16 protein-coding genes and 1 pseudogene are annotated in these 18,572 nt (G+C 36.3%); 10 read left to right on the forward strand and 7 right to left on the reverse strand.

Translation table 11 applies throughout. From position 1 onward, the window contains the following. Positions 1-90: 90 nt before the first annotated feature. Positions 91-858 (forward strand): XRE family transcriptional regulator, encoded by a 768-nt coding sequence (locus AC0L3Q_RS04370; RefSeq protein WP_473285467.1) that lies wholly within the window; start codon positions 91-93, stop codon positions 856-858. Here the strand turns inward: AC0L3Q_RS04370 and AC0L3Q_RS04375 are convergent. The 5 genes from AC0L3Q_RS04375 to AC0L3Q_RS04395 all read right to left on the reverse strand — a co-directional run bounded on the left by AC0L3Q_RS04375 (position 855) and on the right by AC0L3Q_RS04395 (position 8,604). Continuing rightward, positions 855-1,856, reverse strand: a complete 1,002-nt coding sequence (locus tag AC0L3Q_RS04375; protein ID WP_473285469.1) for an App1 family protein — start codon at positions 1,854-1,856, stop codon at positions 855-857. The genes AC0L3Q_RS04370 and AC0L3Q_RS04375 overlap by 4 nt on opposite strands. Positions 1,857-1,936: 80 nt before the next feature. After that, complete coding sequence (locus AC0L3Q_RS04380; protein WP_473285471.1) at positions 1,937-4,207, reverse strand: sodium-translocating pyrophosphatase; 2,271 nt, start codon at positions 4,205-4,207, stop codon at positions 1,937-1,939. Positions 4,208-4,318: 111 nt separating this feature from the next. Further along, the gene (locus AC0L3Q_RS04385; RefSeq protein ID WP_473285473.1) at positions 4,319-4,849 is read right to left on the reverse strand and encodes an inorganic diphosphatase; all 531 of its coding nucleotides are present in this window, start codon (positions 4,847-4,849) and stop codon (positions 4,319-4,321) included. A gap of 170 nt (positions 4,850-5,019) precedes the next feature. After that, entirely contained in the window at positions 5,020-7,515 is a 2,496-nt protein-coding gene (locus AC0L3Q_RS04390; protein WP_473285475.1) for a DUF5686 and carboxypeptidase-like regulatory domain-containing protein, read from the reverse strand. Positions 7,516-7,626: 111 nt separating this feature from the next. Beyond that, complete coding sequence (locus tag AC0L3Q_RS04395) at positions 7,627-8,604, reverse strand: pyruvate dehydrogenase complex E1 component subunit beta (RefSeq protein WP_473285477.1); 978 nt, start codon at positions 8,602-8,604, stop codon at positions 7,627-7,629. A 164-nt stretch (positions 8,605-8,768) separates the two neighbouring features. Between AC0L3Q_RS04395 and AC0L3Q_RS04400 the strand changes: the two genes are divergently transcribed. The 9 genes and pseudogenes from AC0L3Q_RS04400 (at position 8,769) to AC0L3Q_RS04440 (ending at position 17,008) form a co-directional block, all read left to right on the forward strand. Then, a complete protein-coding gene (locus tag AC0L3Q_RS04400; RefSeq protein ID WP_073315552.1) occupies positions 8,769-9,515 on the forward strand; it encodes an electron transfer flavoprotein subunit beta/FixA family protein in 747 nt (248 codons plus the stop codon). Positions 9,516-9,526: 11 nt separating this feature from the next. Beyond that, a complete protein-coding gene (locus AC0L3Q_RS04405; RefSeq protein ID WP_473285478.1) occupies positions 9,527-10,495 on the forward strand; it encodes an electron transfer flavoprotein subunit alpha/FixB family protein in 969 nt (322 codons plus the stop codon). A gap of 86 nt (positions 10,496-10,581) precedes the next feature. Next, entirely contained in the window at positions 10,582-11,199 is a 618-nt protein-coding gene (locus tag AC0L3Q_RS04410) for a bifunctional nuclease family protein (RefSeq protein ID WP_073315550.1), read from the forward strand. 50 nt (positions 11,200-11,249) lie between these two features. Continuing rightward, the gene (locus tag AC0L3Q_RS04415) at positions 11,250-13,025 is read left to right on the forward strand and encodes a NupC/NupG family nucleoside CNT transporter (protein ID WP_473285479.1); all 1,776 of its coding nucleotides are present in this window, start codon (positions 11,250-11,252) and stop codon (positions 13,023-13,025) included. A 147-nt stretch (positions 13,026-13,172) separates the two neighbouring features. Further along, positions 13,173-13,996: pseudogene (locus tag AC0L3Q_RS04420) on the forward strand (thymidylate synthase). A 22-nt stretch (positions 13,997-14,018) separates the two neighbouring features. Further along, positions 14,019-14,444 (forward strand): energy transducer TonB, encoded by a 426-nt coding sequence (locus AC0L3Q_RS04425; protein WP_473285480.1) that lies wholly within the window; start codon positions 14,019-14,021, stop codon positions 14,442-14,444. 100 nt (positions 14,445-14,544) lie between these two features. Beyond that, positions 14,545-15,711 (forward strand): ergothioneine biosynthesis protein EgtB, encoded by a 1,167-nt coding sequence (egtB, locus tag AC0L3Q_RS04430; protein WP_473285481.1) that lies wholly within the window; start codon positions 14,545-14,547, stop codon positions 15,709-15,711. A 10-nt stretch (positions 15,712-15,721) separates the two neighbouring features. Further along, positions 15,722-16,705: an L-histidine N(alpha)-methyltransferase gene (gene egtD, locus AC0L3Q_RS04435; protein ID WP_473285482.1), complete on the forward strand. Its 984-nt coding sequence runs from the start codon at positions 15,722-15,724 to the stop codon at positions 16,703-16,705. Between the two features lie 21 nt (positions 16,706-16,726). Next, positions 16,727-17,008, forward strand: coding sequence for a DUF427 domain-containing protein (locus AC0L3Q_RS04440; RefSeq protein WP_473285483.1), 282 nt, complete (start codon positions 16,727-16,729; stop codon positions 17,006-17,008). Positions 17,009-17,038: 30 nt separating this feature from the next. On the opposite strand, the gene AC0L3Q_RS04445 is transcribed toward AC0L3Q_RS04440, so the two are convergent. Together AC0L3Q_RS04445 and AC0L3Q_RS04450 are read right to left on the reverse strand one after the other, a co-directional pair. Next, the gene (locus AC0L3Q_RS04445; protein ID WP_473285484.1) at positions 17,039-17,335 is read right to left on the reverse strand and encodes an isoamylase early set domain-containing protein; all 297 of its coding nucleotides are present in this window, start codon (positions 17,333-17,335) and stop codon (positions 17,039-17,041) included. A gap of 103 nt (positions 17,336-17,438) precedes the next feature. Beyond that, positions 17,439-18,521, reverse strand: a complete 1,083-nt coding sequence (locus AC0L3Q_RS04450) for an aminotransferase class V-fold PLP-dependent enzyme (protein ID WP_473285485.1) — start codon at positions 18,519-18,521, stop codon at positions 17,439-17,441. Positions 18,522-18,572 lie beyond the last annotated feature (51 nt).

Consider the following 18,572-nt stretch of genomic DNA (forward strand, 5'->3'; position numbering starts at 1 on the left):
TTGGAATTATTCCAAAATCTCGTATATTTGTTACTAGTTATCCCAAACTCCTAGGTGTATTTATGAGATAAAAATTAAAATCCTGATTTTATGGATAAAATGACTGACCAAACCGTTAAGCGATTTAAACAAATTCGCGAAGAGAATCATTATACCCAATCAGATTTTGCCAAAGTCTTGGATATCAAAAACTCTACAGCAGATATCGAAAGAGGCAAAACAAAAATTTCTGGTAAAGTAGTTGCCAAATTACTGCAGGAATTTAGTATCAATCCGTTGTGGTTATTTGGAGAAAGTAATCAAAAGAAAATAGCACTAGAGCATGGGGATGTGTCTCCCAAAGTAGTCACTGTAGATCCACAGAATAATGAAAATATCGTGCTCGTTAATGTAAAAGCAGCAGCAGGATATCCACATAATGTTCAGGACTTGGATTGGTATCAACAGTTGCCAGCTTTTGATATTCCTTTGCCAGAGTACAGAAATGCTACATACAGAGGTTTTCAAGTAGAGGGAGATAGTATGATGCCTGTTCTAGAACCTAAAGAATGGGTGATAGGAAAGGCAATCAACAATCTTTCCGAAATTGGGAGTAATGTAATATGTGTGATCGTGCTCGAAGATAGTGTCGTTGTAAAAAAGATTAGAAAGAATGAAGATGCTTCGACTATTACTTTGGTTTCTTTGAATCCAGAATATTTACCCTATACTATTCAGGCACATCAGATCGTAGAGTTGTGGGAAGTAAATAGCAAGTTGAGTTTTAATGTAGATGCCAATTCTGATAACGCAAGCATCAAACAACTACAAGAAGCGATGCAGGTGTTAACGTCTGAAGTGAGAAGCTTAAAAAATTAATGGATTAGGCCAATTTTTTTGGCATGATCAAGAGCCTCATCAGAGGTACGGACCAGTAATACAGGACAAGAAGTGAAAGTGCTCATCATGTTTTGAATGCGTTTTTCTTTTCTTCTGTGATTTACACTTCGCAAATAGATTGCCAGAATTCTACCAGGAAAATCTTCTGCCATTTTTCGATAGATATAGGCGTCTTTTTCTCCGCAATCGCCTATGAGAACGAATTTCATTTTTGGATAAGTCTGTAGTAGGTTTAGAATTTCTGATTTTTTATGCGGAATTTTTGGTTTTGGTGTCTTATCAAAAGGAGTTCTAAAATCCCGAAGTAGAATAGGGCCTTTTGGGAAATTGTTTTTTTTGAAAAATGCGCTTAAGTAATCATATAAATTCCAAGGACTGTTACTAACATAGAAAAACGGATTCTCGGGTGTTGTATTGGTGCCTTCTTGTAGTTTTTTGTAGAACTTTACTGTTCCCTCAATAGCTTGTCTTTTATCAAAATTTTTGAAGATGGTATTAGCAATGACTCTCCATTTAAAAAAGGAAGCTACCCCAGTATGGATAATGGTGTCGTCAATATCGCTGATAATACCAAATTCGGCTTTGGTGGAGGGGATAAGCATTTGACTTGGAAATTCATTATCATCAATGATTTCCTTTTTGATTTCATCACTTTTATAAGATACCTTATAGGAAAACCAACCGTTTTCATCCTTGTGATCAGTACAAGAAGAGATATCTATTGTAAAGTTGTAATAGCCTTCATGATCCGTTTTTGTTTCAAAGACGGTACCATCGGGGAGTGTAATAATTATGGATACGTTTCTGACTTCATCGCTTTCAAATTGACGATAAATGTTACGTAAAGTTTTTGAAATTCGTTGATTCGTGCTAAAATCTATATTCTCGTCTTCTAGAGCTCTTCCGGTGGCACGGAAGAGAGTATTCGTGCCATATCCAAGATAAGTATTAATCCGTAAAGCTTTTTTCTTAAACATCTAGAAACGATAGATTTTAGTATAAAAATAAACAACCCCGCCAAAAAGAGCGGGGTTGTACGTTATAATTTTAAGATTTTTTATTTTGAAGGAGATGCAATAGAAGTGATTTGAATCTCTTTTGCATCATTTTTTGTACTCTTTTCTGGTACAGATTCTATAACTTCAATAGTTTCTTTTGCTACTGCCGTTTCTTCTTCAGTATGTCCACCTAGTATAGGAGCTATTACCAGCCCTACCAAACATGTTAATTTGATTAAAATGTTCATTGATGGTCCAGAAGTATCTTTAAATGGATCTCCAACAGTATCTCCTGTTACCGCAGCTTTGTGCGCATCAGATCCTTTGTAGGTCATCTCACCATCAATTTCTACTCCTGCTTCAAAAGATTTTTTAGCATTGTCCCAAGCACCACCGGCATTGTTTTGAAAGATTGCCCACATTACACCAGACACACAAACACCAGCCATGTACCCTCCTAGAGGCTCAGCTCCAAATAAAAGTCCGATAATGATTGGAGTAATAATAGTGATCAATCCTGGAAGAATCATTTCTCTTAATGCTGCTTTGGTAGATATATCTACACATTTTGCATATTCTGGAGTACCAGTTCCTTCCATAATTCCAGGAATTTCTCTAAACTGTCTACGAACCTCTTGTACCATTTCCATAGCAGCTTTACCTACAGATTTCATGGCTAATGCAGAGAATACAACAGGAATCATTCCTCCAACAAATAGCATCGCCAAAACGTCTGCTTTGAAGATATTAATTCCGTCAATTCCGGTAAATGTTACATACGCTGCAAATAGGGCCAATGCTGTTAATGCTGCAGAAGCAATTGCAAAACCTTTACCAACGGCTGCTGTTGTATTACCTACTGAATCTAAAATATCGGTACGCTCACGTACATGATCTTCTAATTCACTCATTTCTGCTACACCTCCTGCGTTATCTGCAATAGGTCCAAATGCATCAATGGCCAACTGCATAGCCGTAGTAGCCATCATTGCAGAAGCAGCCAACGCCACACCGTAGAATCCAGCAAGCGCATATGATCCGAAGATGGCAGCTGCAAATAAAATAACGGATAAGAACGTAGATTTCATCCCAACGGCAAGACCTGCAATAATATTTGTTGCAGCACCTGTTGAACTATTTTGTACGATATCAAGAACTGGTTTTTTACCTAAACTTGTGTAGTATGCGGTTACTATCGAAATCAATGCTCCAACAGCAAGACCAATAAGTGTTGAATAGAACACATTCATCGATGATACTTCTTTCATTCCTTCTCCAAAGAAGTTCATTTGCATGGTAGACGGAAGCATATATTGTATTAAAAAGTAGCTCGCTACAACGGTAAGTACAATGGCCACCCAGTTACCTAAATCTAGTGCTTTTTGTACCTGTGCTTCTTTGGCATCGTTATTTTTAACTCCAACCAAAAACGTTCCGATGATTGAAGCTAGAATACCAACTCCTGCAATAACCACTGGTAATAGGATAGGTCCCATATTTCCGAAGTTATCTGTGAACTGAGTAGTAGCCGACATATCTCGAATTACATAATTACCAAGCACCATTGCCGCTAGTACTGTAGCTACATAAGAACCAAAAAGATCGGCTCCCATTCCGGCTACGTCACCTACATTATCACCTACATTATCTGCAATAGTAGCTGGGTTTCTAGGGTCATCTTCAGGAATCCCTGCTTCGACTTTACCAACAAGATCAGCACCTACATCGGCAGCTTTGGTATAAATTCCACCTCCAACTCGTGCAAATAGCGCAATAGATTCTGCTCCTAGGGAGAATCCAGCTAATGCTTCAAGAACGATAGTCATGTTGGTATAGAAAGATCCTTCATTGTTCATGAATTGCGAAGTGAAGAAAAGGAAAAACAAACTCAATCCTAGAACTGCCAGTCCTGCTACTCCTAATCCCATAACCGTTCCGCCTCCAAAAGATACTTTTAATGCTTGCGGAAGACTAGTTTTTGCTGCTTCGGCAGTACGAGCGTTCGCTTCGGTAGCGATTCTCATTCCGATGTTTCCTGCAAGAGCAGAAAAAATAGCACCAAAAACAAAAGCCGGAACAATCATCCAACTTGTAGTAGGCACTATCATCGAAATACCAAAAAGTGCAGCTGAAGCAATAACTACGAAAATTAATAATAATTTATATTCTGCAGCCAAGAAAGCAAGAGCTCCTTCTTTGATACTTTTTGAAATGCCTTGCATTTTTTCATTTCCCGGAGCTTGCTTTTTTACCCAAGCCATTTTAATAAACATAAAAAGTAACCCCAGAATAGCCAATGCGATTGGCACGAAGATCATGTTTGATTCCATAAATATATTTTAAGTTAATTAGTCGCTAAAAGTAGTAAAAATACCCTAAATACAAAAAGCTCAATATTAATTAGAAAATATTGAGCTTTTTTATGTTTTTTTAATCAAAACTTAATGAATACTAAACAATCCTTCTGGTTTGTTTTCGATATCATCAAAGCGCTTTACACAAGCTTTAATGATTTCTCTGGCTTCATCGATATTACCCCATCCACCTACATCAACTTTCTTTTTTTCTAAATCCTTATATACCTGAAAGAAGTGCTCGATTTCGCTGATCAAATGCGGATTCATTTCTTTTAAATCCGCCAGACGATTTGCAATTGGATCGGCAACAGGTACACAGATGATTTTTTCGTCCGGTCCTTTTTCGTCTGTCATATGAAATACACCAATTGGTTTTACTTCCATTACACAACCTGGAAAAGTAGGTTCTGTAACCAAAACCAAAACATCTAGTGGGTCACCATCTAGCGCCATTGTTTCTGGAATAAAACCATAATCTGCAGGATACATCATTGAAGAAAATATCATACGATCATAGCGTATTTTTTTTATATCAAAATCATATTCATATTTGTTACGACTCCCTTTTGGAATTTCAATTAGTACGTCAAAGCTTTCTTTGGTAGCTGCGCTCATAATTTTTGTTTTCATTTAATGGGCGGCAAAGATAGGTATTACAAGGGGTTAGTTAAAATTTATCGCAAGAAATATTGAATAAATACGAAAATTTTAATGTTAAGATAAACTATAACGTTTTCTAATGTCAGAAAATTCAAAAAAACCTGCGATTAAAAAGCAAAAAAGGATTAGAAGTAAAACCCGAATGATCCTGTAACTCCAAATTTTCTAGCGTCTGGATTATCAAAATAATTCCCTCTAAAATGGAAATCAATTCTGAAGATCTTGAAAATATTACCAACACCAAGACTATATTCCCAATAGATTTCATCATCAGGAGCGATTAGAATTTCGTTGGAAGGAGCACTTAGTAATAAATTCTCTTCGGATAATTCTCCCCAAACACCTCGAATTCCTACTAATTCTCTAAGGTTTAACTTCCTTAATAAAGGGATTCTTGAGAATATTCTACCATTAAAATTATGCTCTAAATGTAAAGAAGCATAGGTGTCGGTAACAAACTCATAAAAGTTTAGAAGAGGAAAAGTATTGTAAATTGATAAATAAGTTTGGTTACCCGGAACTACACTCAATAGTCCAAGAGGCACTTCTCCATATGTTTTTCCAAGCTCGAGTGAGCTATTTAATACTCCAAAACCACCGATATTCCAAGGTTGTCTATAGAAAAACTGTACTTTTTGATAATCAAAATCACTTTCCAAAATTCCTTTAACTCCAACACTGTAATTAAGAAACAGTGTAGCAAAATCCCCGTCATTTACTGTGATTCTATCTACTCCATAACCTGTTGTTTTCCTTCCTGGAGTATAAGCAAGTTGTGTAGAAATTTCGGTCTGTTTGATTTCTGAGCGTAGTTCGTTAGTGTCTTCGTCGATAAAATCAAGACTAAATAAAGCACGATCAGCTGGTTTTAAGGTCCTAAATGATCCTGTAACTCCAAAGGTGAAATTCTTTCGAGGTTCTATTTGCATAGAAAATGCAGAAAGGTTAATCGAGGTTAATCTCGTATTATCTCCAGTGGTTACAATCGATGAAGAAGCCAAACTTCTTCCTTCTACATCATTCGTGTTGGTAAGACTTGCACCGAGCTGCTCGACATCTCTTCGGTTTCCGGCAGAAACAATTAATCTGGATTTACGATCTACCAGGTATTTTCCTGAAACACCGTATTTAAATTTATTATCCCTAAAACCATAAGCTCCATATCCTTCGATACGCCAGCGGTCATTTGGTGTAAAATACGTACGCCCACCAGCACGAACTCTCCATCCTTCAATAGCATTAAATCCAACAGTAGAGAATAAAGGTCCAAAATCAAAACCATTAAATTCTACGTAACCGGATGCCAGTATGGTACCTATATTATATAGACGTTTAAAAGCTTTTACAGTTCTTAGCGTATCAAGCAGCTTGTAAACCTTTTTCTCATCTTTATTCAATTCTTCCATTCGAGCGTTTTGCCAGAAAGAATCTTCTCGGTTGTAAATATCCTGATCGTAAGGGTCTACCTGAGTTTTATAAAACTTTTTGTTCTTTTTGACATCAAATTTATAGTTGTCATAAAGGGTAGTTCTTTTTCCGTAAACTCCTCTGGATTTTTCTTTTTTGCTAAACGCAAAGTCAGATTGAAAATAATCTTTGGTGATCAAAAAGATGGAGTCATTAAGTACGTCAAACTCTTGTTCGATATATAAATCTTTTACCCAGTTGATATTAGCACTTTTGGTAACTTCAAGATTGATGTCTTTAATGGCCCATGTGGTATCGTTTACCCAAAAATCCCCTTGAAAAGTAAGTTCATTTTTTCGACGAGGATAATATACAATGTTATAACACCACTTATTGTCTATATAAGCACTATCTGAAAGTACATAGTTGTATACATCGATTCCCGTTCTGGATAACGGACTGGTAAAACTTTTATCAAAAAACTTCAAATAATTATCATAAACATCGTAATCCGAATACAAGTCTTTTACAAAGGCGATTAGAGTTTGGTTATCACTAAAACCTGCATTTTTATTTCCTTTCAGAACTTCTTTGTAGTCGTTGGAAGTGTTATCACCATATACCTGGGATATAGCTTCATTTAAGAAAATTGGCAGATAGGTTTTTCCTGTAATCCTGGAAGTATCCACATCGTCAAAAATGAACTCCATACCATTAAAAATACGGCTATTGATGAGGGCACTATCAATGGTATTCAAGTCAAACTCCAGCTTTTCATACTTGTCGTATTGATATTGCTTGAATTTTTTTACCCCGTTACCTCTTCGATTTTTCCATATTTTCCTTAGGATATCGATGGCAGGGTTGTTCTTTTTAGAAGTTTTTCCTTTATAAATAACAACCTCGTCCAGAGCAGCGGCTTCTTCTTCCAAGGTGATTTCCATATTATAGGTCACCTTTTTGGTCAGATTGATTGTTTTAGTTTCAAAACCAATAAATGAAATCTTGATGCTTGAGTGATTGTCATCAGATTCCATATAAAACCTACCATTCTCGTCGGTAATTGTACCCACGGTAGAATTTACAAATACAATATTGGCAAAAGGAATTGGTTGTTTATTACTGTCGTATACTTGACCACCAACTTTAGTTTGCGAAAGAAGAAAGGAACAGCTAAATAGCGTTAATATTCCTCCTAAAATCAAATGTTTCATCCAAAGTTATTAAAATTAATACTTGTGATAGTTAGTGGATCACATCATCAATTTTCAGGCCACTTTTTGACGGTAGCTTGAAATTGATGAACGCAAAATAAGCGCTTTATTTTATTTATACATCACTTTTTTTACAGCTTTAACAACATCTTTGCTGTTAGGAAGCCATTCTTCTAATAATACAGGAGAATATGGAGTAGGCGTGTCTGCTGTATTAATTTTGATAATAGGTGCGTCTAAGTAATCAAAAATATTAGATTGCACTTGGTATGTTATTTCAGAAGCAATATTAGCCAAAGGCCATGCTTCTTCGAGAATAATTAAGCGATTTGTTTTTTTGACTGATGTAAAAATGGCGTCCAAATCCAAAGGACGAACCGTTCTTAAATCGATGATTTCACAAGAGATATTTTCTTTTGCTAATTCGTCTGCTGCTTTGTAGGCTTCTTTGATGATTTTACCAAAAGAAACGATAGTAACATCATTTCCTTCTCTTTTAAGATCTGCAACTCCTAATGGGATGGTGTATTCTCCTTCGGGCACCTCACCTTTATCCCCATACATCTGCTCACTTTCCATAAAGATCACGGGATCGTTATCTCTAATTGCGGATTTCAAAAGACCTTTGGCATCTTTAGGGTTTGATGGTACCACCACTTTTAAACCAGGAGTGTTTGCAAACCAGTTCTCAAAAGCCTGTGAGTGCGTAGCTCCCAATTGACCTGCAGAAGCAGTTGGTCCTCTAAACACTATTGGAATATTGAACTGACCACCACTCATCTGGCGCATCTTTGCAGCATTATTGATAATCTGATCGATACCTACCAATGAAAAGTTAAAGGTCATGAATTCGATAATAGGTCGATTACCATTCATAGCACTACCTACACCGATACCAGCAAAACCTAATTCAGAGATTGGAGTGTCCAGAACACGGTCTGGCCCAAATTCGTCAAGCATTCCTTTACTTGCTTTGTATGCTCCATTATATTCTGCTACTTCTTCTCCCATCAAATAAATAGATTCGTCTCTACGCATCTCTTCACTCATGGCTTCACAAATTGCTTCTCTGAATTGTATCGTTTTCATAGATATATATGTTATTTTTGTGCTACACGAAAGGCAAAAGTAGCAATTAATACCCTTTAGTTAGACCTGAAAATTAAAAAATTTATTATGCACGCATAGTAAATTCGACTTTTTATTTGTACCTTCGCATTTATTATTAAATTCTCAAAAAATACCTATATAAAATGAAGATATTAGTATGTATTAGCCATGTGCCTGACACAACTTCCAAAATTAATTTTACGGATGGTGATACTAAATTTGATACCAATGGGGTGCAATTTGTGATCAACCCTAATGATGAATTTGGACTTACTCGCGCCATGTGGTTTAAAGAAAAACAAGGAGCATCTGTGGATGTTGTAAATGTAGGTGGTCCTGAAACTGAACCAACATTGCGTAAAGCTTTGGCAATTGGAGCAGATAACGCCATTAGAGTAAATGCCGAAGCGACTGATGGATTTTATGTAGCAAAACAATTGACAAAGGTTATTCAAGATGGTGGTTATGATTTGGTGATAGCAGGTAGGGAATCTATTGATTACAATGGAGGAATGGTGCCTGGTATGGTAGCAGCCTTAACAGGGGCGAATTTTGTGAATACGTGTATTGGATTAGAAATCGAAGGCGATACAGCTACTGCAATTCGTGAGATCGATGGAGGTAAAGAAACTTCTACTACAAAATTACCTTTGGTAGTAGGAGGACAAAAAGGATTAGTAGAAGAAAGCGACCTTAGAATTCCTAATATGAGAGGTATTATGATGGCTCGTAAAAAACCTCTTACTGTTGTTGAACCGGTAGAAGCGGGACAGGAAACAAAAGCTGTAAAGTTTGAGAAGCCTGCGCCAAAAGGTGACGTTAAGTTAGTTTCTCCTGACAACGTACAGGAATTAATCGATTTATTACATAACGAAGCAAAAGCTATTTAAAAGAAAAAAATATGTCAGTTTTAGTATATACAGAAAGCGAAGGAGGAAAATTTAAAAAAGCAGCTTTTGAAGTTGCGTCTTATGCCAAAGAAGTGGCGAATATGTTAGGAGGTACAGTAACTGCTGTAAGTATTAACGGAGGAGATGCTAGCGAATTAGGAGCATATGGAGTTGATAAAGTACTAGAGGTAAAAGACGATAAATTAACTGAGTTTAATGCAAAAGCATATGCTGATGCAATTAAACAAGCTGCAGAAAAAGAAGGTGCAAAAGTAGTGGTAGTTAGCTCTACTGCTGATAGTAAGTTTTTGGCTCCTTTGGTGGCTGTTAATTTGGATGCAGGATATGCTTCAAATGTGGTAGCATTGCCAGAAAGTGCAGCACCTTTTACGGTGAAAAGAACCGCATTTACTAATAAAGCATTTAATATCACTGAGATTAATACCTATGTTAAGGTAGTAGGATTATCTAATAATGCATTTGGTCTTAAAGAAGCATCTGGTGCAGCTGCAGCAGAAGCATTTGCTCCTTCATTGTCTGATGCGGACTTTGGAGTAAGTGTAACTTCAGTAGATAAAGCTACAGATAAGGTATCTATTGCTGATGCAGAAATCGTTGTTTCTGGTGGTCGTGGATTAAAAGGTCCTGAAAATTGGAATATGATTGAAGATTTGGCGGATGTACTTGGAGCGGCAACTGCATGTTCTAAGCCAGTAAGTGATATGGGATGGAGACCACACAGCGAACACGTTGGGCAAACAGGAAAACCAGTAGCATCTAACTTGTATATTGCTATCGGAGTTTCGGGAGCTATTCAGCACCTTGCAGGGATTAATGCAAGTAAAGTTAAAGTGGTTATTAATAACGATCCTGAAGCACCTTTCTTCAAAGCTGCGGATTACGGAATCGTAGGAGATGCGTTTGAAGTAGTGCCTAAACTTATTGAAAAATTAAAGGAATTTAAGTCGAATAACGCATAATTTTCATAAATTGTGCTCGATTAAGGGCTGTTTGAACTTAGGTAAAAGTCCGTTTGTTCAAACAGCCTTTTTTTATTAATGTATCTATGAGTTTAGTTCGACTGAATATAAAAGGAATATCTTACAGTCAAACCCAGAATGGGGCCTATGCGTTGATTTTGAGCGAGGTGGATGGAGAAAGAAAATTGCCTATCGTAATTGGCGCTTTCGAAGCACAGTCTATAGCAATTGCTTTGGAAAAGGAAATAAAACCTCCTCGTCCTCTTACACATGATCTTTTTAAAAATTTTGCAGATAGATTTGATATTGTAGTCAAACAAGTCATCATTCATAAATTGGTAGATGGAGTGTTTTATTCTAGTATCATCTGCGAAAGAGATAAAATAGAAGAGATTATTGATGCTAGAACCAGTGATGCTATTGCATTAGCACTTCGTTTTCAGGCACCTATATTTACCTATAAAAACATTTTAGATCAGGCAGGGATTTATTTGAAAGTAAACCCTAAGAAAGATGATGAAAATGACCCCGAAAGCCTCTTGGTGGATGAGTTAGTTTCTGAAGATGTAGAAATGGTGGGTAAAGAAACTAGCTATAAAGATCTATCCCTGGAAGAGTTGAATCGCATGTTGGAACAAGCTGTTGCTAATGAGGATTACGAATTGGCAGCAAGAATTAGAGATGAAATTTCTAAAAGAGGATAACTCATCAATACAATAAAGGGATCTAATTGTTTTTTATGACTTCTATTTTTATGAAAAGAGAACTACTTGCTTTTCTGTTTTCGCTTTTTACTTTTACCATATTATTTTCACAATCTAGTGTTGAAAGACCTGTCGATAGTTTGATTCAAACTACTGAAGAAAGTTCTAAAACTTTATTGTCATTTTGGCAAGTTTCAGATCATACTTCTTATTTCAAATATCCTGATAGTATTTTGGGAAGTAAGGAATTTAATAAAGGAAAAGATTTTTTAGAGTTAAAGGATAATGGAGCGTACAATTCTCTCATTAATAAAGTTTATACAAGTGGATATTGGATTCAGAATAATAACTTAATTATACTAAAACAAAAGGTTCCAAAAGTAGTAGAAGTTTATTATGAAATTGTGGATGAATCAACAAATTCACTGAAGTTAAAAAAGGGGAATGAAGTTATATCTTTGATTACTATAGATCACCCTGAATATGTTAAGCTACAAACTTCTCAGGATACAATCATAGCTAGCGAAGGTTTTTCATTTACAAGTTTATGGAGAGGCGTTCTTGGAATGATTGTGTTAGTGCTAATCGCATTTCTGTTTAGTAGTAATCGAAAAAAAGTGAACTGGAAGACTGTGGGTATTGGACTTGGAGCGCAGTTGTTGTTGGCAATCGGAGTTTTGAAAATTGGATTCGTGCAAGCGGTTTTTGAATTTGTAGGAAGTCTATTTGTTGCGATACTTGATTATACTGTTGCAGGTAGTGAATTTTTGTTAGGAGGAATAATGGATGTGAGTTCTTATGGTTTCATTTTTATTTTTCAAGTGTTGCCTACCATTATATTTTTTTCAGCACTTACTTCTTTACTATTTTACTTGGGAATAATTCAAAAGATAGTTCAGGTTTTGGCTTGGATTCTTACTAAACTGCTAAAAATTTCTGGGGCGGAGAGTTTAAGTGTTGCAGGTAATATTTTTCTAGGGCAAACAGAGGCTCCTTTAATGATCAAAGCGTATTTAGAGAGAATGAATCGTTCTGAGATATTGCTCGTTATGATTGGAGGAATGGCTACGGTTGCTGGAGGAGTTCTTGCTGCATATATCGGTTTTTTAGGAGGAGATGATGAAGTGCTAAAATTGATCTTTGCGAAACATTTATTAGCAGCTTCTGTAATGGCTGCTCCTGGTGCAGTTGTGATATCCAAAATTTTGTATCCTCAAACAGAAGAGTTTAATTCTAATATAGAAATTACACAAGATAAAATTGGAGCAAATGTATTGGATGCTATAGCCAATGGAACTACCGAAGGGTTGAAACTCGCCGCGAATGTGGGAGCAATGTTATTGGTTTTTGTAGCAATGATTGCTATGTTGAATGGTGTATTGGGCTGGTTCGGAAATGTGACCACCTTAAATTCTTTTATTGCAGAAAACACCCCTTATGATAAATTTTCATTAGAAGCTATTCTTGGTACTATATTCGCTCCATTAATGTGGTTGATTGGTGTAGCCAAAGAAGATATGATGCTTATGGGGCAGTTATTAGGAATTAAATTAGCTGCTAGTGAGTTTGTAGGATATATACAACTGGCAGATCTTAAGAATCCTGCAAATCCTTTGCATCTTACCTACAATAAATCGGTGATTATGGCAACGTATATGCTTTGTGGGTTTGCCAATTTTGCGTCCATAGGTATTCAGATTGGAGGTATAGGTTCCCTGGCTCCAGGGCAACGTAAAACCCTCTCAGAATTTGGGATGAAGGCACTTCTTGGAGGAACTATAGCTTCTTTGCTTTCAGCTACTATAGCGGGTATGATTATCGGATAAATCTTTTTCGATATCGTTATTGTTGAAAACTATTGTACAACTAACCCTTAATCAAAGTATTAAAGGATACATGGTATCCTATTTTTTGTATATTTGGAACACACTTAACTAACAAACAAAAAAACTAACACAAACTGTAGGAGGAATATGAAGCAGTACCTTGATCTTGTACGTCATGTGATTGAAAATGGAAATGAAAAGGGAGATAGAACCGGAACTGGAACAAAAAGTGTTTTTGGTTACCAGATGCGATTTGATCTCAGTGAAGGGTTTCCGATGGTTACTACCAAAAAACTACACCTTAAATCAATTATATACGAATTGTTATGGTTTTTGAAAGGGGATACTAATGTAAAGTATCTTCAGGAAAACGGTGTGCGAATCTGGAATGAGTGGGCCGATGAAAATGGAGACCTTGGACCAGTGTACGGATACCAATGGCGTAATTGGAATGGAGACGAAATTGATCAAATTAAAGAGGTTGTAGAGGCCTTGAAAAATAATCCGAATAGTAGAAGGATGTTGGTTTCGGCCTGGAATCCAAGCGTGCTGCCAGATACTAGTATATCTTTTTCTGATAATGTGGCCGATGGCAAAGCAGCACTTCCTCCTTGCCACGCTTTTTTCAATTTTATGTAGCCGACGGGAAATTGTCTTGTCAGCTTTATCAGCGAAGTGCAGATATCTTTTTAGGAGTGCCTTTTAATATTGCATCGTATGCGTTGTTTACAATGATGATGGCTCAGGTTTGTGGATACGAACCAGGAGAGTTTATTCATACATTTGGAGACGCTCATATATATAATAACCACCTGGAACAACTTGAGCTTCAACTCTCAAGAGAACCAAGAAAATTACCAACTATAATCATCAACCCGGAGGTGAAAGATATTTTTGGCTTCGTTTTTGATGACTTCAAATTAGTAGACTACGATCCGCACCCTCATATTAAAGGAGTGGTAGCAGTTTAGCCCTAAACTAAAACTATAAATTATGAAAAAACTACTACTTATACTATGTATTTTGTTTACAAGCATATCCTTTGGACAGGACGGGTTAGTTCTTTCGCAGGAGAATGCCAATGATAAGGGGATTTCCCCAATATGGCCCAAATGTGAACGGTCCAGACAAACACCATCACAATGTTTTGATGGGAAGCTTAGAACTCATATTATTCAGAACTTTGAGTATCCGGAAATTGCCTTGAACGAAGGTCTTTCAGGAACTGTTACTGTGGAGTTTATCATCAATAAGAAAGGAAAAGTAGAAGTATTAGATGTGCACGGTGCGCATAGATATCTGCAAAGAGAAGCGATTCGTATCATACGTGCTATCCCAAAAATGGAACCGGGAAAATGGGGTAATAAGCCGATTGCTGTTGCCTACGAAGTGCCTATTACTTTTGTTAAGCCAGAATAAATTTCAATATATTTTAACAAGGGATTAACCTTGTTTGAGAGTAGAGAATTATAAAAATCTGTAAATTTGAGTGTACCCGTAAGTCGTGTACACTTTTTTTATGATTCTTACAGATAGTTTACTTACCCTCTTTTTAAAGACCCGATCAGATACCGAAGAAATTTGTGCTCCTCTTCAAACCGAAGATTATGTGGTACAACCCATTGTTGATGTTTCACCGCCCAAATGGCATTTAGGACATACCACCTGGTTTTTTGAAGAATTCATTTTGTCCAAATATGTGCCAGGATACGAAAGGTTCCATCCGGAGTATGCTTTTGTGTTTAATAGTTATTACGAAAGTGTAGGTAAAAGAGTAGTTCGAACCAATCGAGGGAATCTTTCCCGTCCAACAGTTAGTGAGATATATGAGTACAGAGATCATGTAACAACGCATTTACAGGCTTTTCTCGAGGAGAATGATGAAGAACATATACAAGAGCTGGTAGAAGTAGGTATTCACCATGAGAAGCAACATCAGGAATTACTACTAACTGATATCAAATACATTCTGGGGAATAACCCTTTGCTGCCCAAGTATAATGATACGTTTACAGAGCATCGCGTTCCAGATGTTCCGACAAGGTATATTGGTGTAGAAGAAGGAGTTTATGAAATAGGACATCAAGGAGCAGATTTTTGTTATGACAATGAATTAGGGAGGCATAAAGTATTTCTTTCTGAATTTGAAATTTGTAACACGTTGGTGTCCAATAAAGAATACCTTGATTTTATCAAAGATGGTGGATATAAAAATAGTTTATTGTGGCATGCAGAGGCTTGGGATTGGTTGCAGAATGAAAATGTAGAGTCTCCTTTGTATTGGCATAAAATAGATGGTGTATTCCAACAATATACGCTAAGAGGCCTTTCTGATATTCATCCGGACACCCCGGTTACTCATATTTCCTATTATGAAGCTTTTGCCTTTGCGCAATGGCGAGGCGAACGTCTACCTACAGAATTTGAATGGGAGGTGGCACAGTCAGCTTTTAATTGGGGAGCCCGATGGGAATGGACAGAGAGTGCGTATTTACCTTATCCTAATTATACCAAAGCTCCAGGAGCCCTAGGGGAGTATAATGGGAAATTTATGGTTAATCAAAAAGTATTACGTGGAGGATCTGTAGCTACCCCTCAAAACCATACCCGACCCACATATCGTAATTTTTTTCACCCTCATCTTAGATGGCAATTCACTGGGTTCAGATTAGTGAAATGCAAATAATTTACCCTTTATGAATACTAAAGATCAAAAAGTACAAATCTCTACTTTCGAGAAGGAAGTGTGTGAAGGACTTACTGCCTTTCCTAAATATTTATCGTCAAAATACTTTTATGATGAGATAGGAGATAAACTCTTTCAGCAAATCATGGCGCTGCCAGAGTACTATCTTACACGAGCAGAATATGAGATTTTTGAAACCCATAGATCAGAAATTGTCCAAAGTTTTGATACAAATCAGGAAGGCTTTGATTTGATTGAATTAGGTGCAGGAGATGGGAAGAAAACAAAAGTTTTGCTTAAAGAATTAAGTGATAAAGCTTTTGATTTTACCTATGTGCCTATTGATATTAGTCAAAATGCAGTTGAAGGTTTGGTAAATGATCTTGCTAGTGAAATGCCAGGAATAGATGTGAATGGTGAAATAGGAGAGTATTTCGAAGTGTTGGATCGTTTAAAACAACTGAGTGACCGTAAAAAGGTAATCATGGTTTTGGGATCCAACATTGGTAATTTGTTGCATCAAAGAGCTATTCAATTTTTAAAGAAACTATGTAATGCTATGAATCCAAATGATCTGGTGTTAATGGGGTTTGATCAAAAGAAACATCCTCAGAAAGTTTTGGATGCCTATAACGACAAAACTGGTGTAACAGCAGCCTTTAATAAAAATGTGCTTACAAGAATCAATAAAGAGCTTAATGCAAATTTTGATCTTGATAAGTTTATGCACTGGGAAACCTATGATCCCGAAAGTGGAACGGCTAAGAGTTATTTGGTAAGTACAGAAAAACAAACCGTAGATATCGATGATCTGTCATTACAAGTTCATTTTGAAGCCTGGGAAAGTATTCATACCGAGATTTCTCAAAAATACGATGATGATATTGTAAAATGGTTGGCAGAAGAATCAGGGTTAGAGATTAGTCAGTCTTTTGCGGATCAAAATATGGATTATAAAGACTATTTACTTACCAAAATTAAAAGTGTAGGGTAAATAATTATAAAGAGATAGAGCATGAAAGCAATTTGGAATGGCAAAGTCATTGCCGAAAGTAATGAAACAAAAGTAGTAGAAAAAAATCACTACTTCCCGCCAGAAGCGATAAAAGAAGAATTTTTTAAATCAAGTAATACTCATACCAACTGTCCTTGGAAAGGTGTAGCTTCATACTATACGGTAGAGGTCGATGGAAAAGAGAATCAAGATGCAGCTTGGTATTATCCAGAAACCAGTGATCTGGCAAAGCAGATTAAAGGATATGTAGCATTTTGGAAAGGTGTTGAGGTTGTAGAATAACCCTCAACACCTTTTTATATTGTAGTTTGTTTATAATATCAATAAACTATTTTCTGCAGAAGCATAATCACTCCATTGATACCCATCTGCTTCTATTTCATTAGTCCACTCACCATCAACTACATACTTAAATTCAAATTGATTGTCTTTTGGAAGATCAATTGTTCCTTTGAAATTCCCATTTTTCAATTTCTTAAGCATAGTAGCTTCCGTGTTCCAATTATTAAATTCTCCTGCAACACATACAGATGAAGCTTCTTTTGCTGGAACAACAAAAGTAACTTTACAAATAGGCTTTGTTTTTAAATATTGTTTGGTAATCGCCATAATTTTGATTTAAAAATTAATGATTAGGTTAATAGAGTTGTTCTAAGTTACGGTAAAATATAAAAACAAAGAATGAGAGAAGTTTCAGATTTTCAATAAGTTATTAACGATAACGATGTAGTTGGGTAAGTAATTGGTCAATATCCTCGATAGTGTTGTAAAAATGAAGACTAATCCTAACACCATGACCTCTTAGAGAGGTAATGATATCCTGTTCTTTTAAGTGCAAAAATAGCTTTTGATCTCCTTTGATATTCAAAATTGTACTGTGTTTTTTTCTCGAAACCACTTCACTTCCTAACAGGTTAAGTTTTTGTAATTCTTCTTTGGCATAGCTACCAAGTATCTTTATTTTTTGTTCAATTTCTGATAGTCCAATTTTGGATAAATGCCTTAACGAATACTCGAGGCTCCCAAAATTAAAAGTGTCTAAGTGTCCACATTCAAACCGAGCAGGTAGACTGGTGTAAGAACTGTCGTAATTTTCATTTTTTGCCGCTTCGATATACGTTTTTGGAGTTAAATGATCTAGCATGCCGTCTTGAAATAATAGAAAACCATTTCCGTAGCCTCCCAATAACCATTTGTATCCGCTACATCCTAAGATATCAATACCAGAATCAGCAAAGTTGAAAACCGCTGTGCCGCAAAACTGAGTCCCATCGGCAATAATAAGCAGCTCTGGATAAGAAGTTTTTAATTGCTTGATAACATCCAGACCAATCTTGATTCCCGAGATATACTGCACGATACTGAAAATGAAAATATCGGGTTTGTGCTGTTCGATAGAAGACTTGATGTTCTGTTCCAGGTGCTCATCTATTTTCGCATAGCAGGTATCGAATCCTTTGCTTCTTACAGAAAAATTGATAGAAGGATAGTCATCATCCAATAACAGTACTTTCTGATCTTTTGAAAGATCTTGAAGGATAGTATTGAGGCCTGTAGAAAAGTTTGGTGTTAAGATGGTGTTTTTTGCAGAGGCTCCAAAAAACTCTGCAATAGTTGCTCTTACCGAATTCAAGAATTGCTGTTGCGTATCTCTAAATTTGCTTCCTCCGATCAAAAAATCCAAGTCATGTTCCTGTCTAAAGTCTAGGAGAGTATCGTATAGTAATCCAGAAGAAGCAGTGTTGAGGTAGGTATATTGTTGTAAAACGGGGAATTCATTTCGTAAATTCTTCATAAGCAATTGTAAGGTGATTTTTGGTAAAAACTATATCTTTACTTGCCGATA

The organism is Aquimarina sp. KJ22-3 (assembly GCF_055808215.1).

Bases quoted from the DNA above. Each gene is read 5' to 3' on its own strand.
- AC0L3Q_RS04400 (WP_073315552.1), top strand. From the start codon at position 8,769: ATGAAGATATTAGTATGTATTAGCCATGTGCCTGACACAACTTCCAAA.
- AC0L3Q_RS04445 (WP_473285484.1), bottom strand. From the start codon at position 17,335: ATGGCGATTACCAAACAATATTTAAAAACAAAGCCTATTTGTAAAGTT.
- AC0L3Q_RS04375 (WP_473285469.1), bottom strand. From the start codon at position 1,856: ATGTTTAAGAAAAAAGCTTTACGGATTAATACTTATCTTGGATATGGC.
- AC0L3Q_RS04395 (WP_473285477.1), bottom strand. From the start codon at position 8,604: ATGAAAACGATACAATTCAGAGAAGCAATTTGTGAAGCCATGAGTGAA.
- egtB (WP_473285481.1), top strand. From the start codon at position 14,545: ATGATTCTTACAGATAGTTTACTTACCCTCTTTTTAAAGACCCGATCA.
- AC0L3Q_RS04370 (WP_473285467.1), top strand. From the start codon at position 91: ATGGATAAAATGACTGACCAAACCGTTAAGCGATTTAAACAAATTCGC.
- egtD (WP_473285482.1), top strand. From the start codon at position 15,722: ATGAATACTAAAGATCAAAAAGTACAAATCTCTACTTTCGAGAAGGAA.
- AC0L3Q_RS04390 (WP_473285475.1), bottom strand. From the start codon at position 7,515: ATGAAACATTTGATTTTAGGAGGAATATTAACGCTATTTAGCTGTTCC.
- AC0L3Q_RS04405 (WP_473285478.1), top strand. From the start codon at position 9,527: ATGTCAGTTTTAGTATATACAGAAAGCGAAGGAGGAAAATTTAAAAAA.
- AC0L3Q_RS04410 (WP_073315550.1), top strand. From the start codon at position 10,582: ATGAGTTTAGTTCGACTGAATATAAAAGGAATATCTTACAGTCAAACC.
- AC0L3Q_RS04450 (WP_473285485.1), bottom strand. From the start codon at position 18,521: ATGAAGAATTTACGAAATGAATTCCCCGTTTTACAACAATATACCTAC.
- AC0L3Q_RS04440 (WP_473285483.1), top strand. From the start codon at position 16,727: ATGAAAGCAATTTGGAATGGCAAAGTCATTGCCGAAAGTAATGAAACA.
- AC0L3Q_RS04385 (WP_473285473.1), bottom strand. From the start codon at position 4,849: ATGAGCGCAGCTACCAAAGAAAGCTTTGACGTACTAATTGAAATTCCA.
- AC0L3Q_RS04380 (WP_473285471.1), bottom strand. From the start codon at position 4,207: ATGGAATCAAACATGATCTTCGTGCCAATCGCATTGGCTATTCTGGGG.
- AC0L3Q_RS04415 (WP_473285479.1), top strand. From the start codon at position 11,250: ATGAAAAGAGAACTACTTGCTTTTCTGTTTTCGCTTTTTACTTTTACC.
- AC0L3Q_RS04425 (WP_473285480.1), top strand. From the start codon at position 14,019: ATGAAAAAACTACTACTTATACTATGTATTTTGTTTACAAGCATATCC.